Annotated in this window: 1 pseudogene; it reads left to right on the top strand. The window is 46.6% G+C overall.

Features of this window, described 5'->3' with window-relative positions:
• A pseudogene (locus CD122_RS08960) lies at positions 1-277 on the top strand (phosphopentomutase); the annotation flags it as partial.

Genomic DNA, 277 nt, shown 5'->3' with positions numbered 1-277 from the left:
GATGTCATCGCGATTGGTAAGATCAATGACATCTATGACGGTGAAGGCGTAACAGAAGCAATCCGTACAAAGAGCAATATGGACGGTATGGATCAGCTGATGAACGTAGTGAAGAAGGACTTCAAAGGTTTGAGCTTCTTGAACTTGGTAGACTTTGACGCGCTATATGGTCATCGTCGAGACAAACCAGGCTACGCGCAAGCGTTGAAGGACTTCGACGAACGTTTACCGGAACTGTTGGACAACATGCGTGAAGACGACCTGTTGATTATCACAG

This window comes from Staphylococcus rostri, assembly GCF_002902145.1.
Lineage (GTDB): Bacteria > Bacillota > Bacilli > Staphylococcales > Staphylococcaceae > Staphylococcus > Staphylococcus rostri.
Note: the sequence above shows the minus strand (reverse complement) of the source record. Positions and strands in the feature narration are given on the sequence as shown.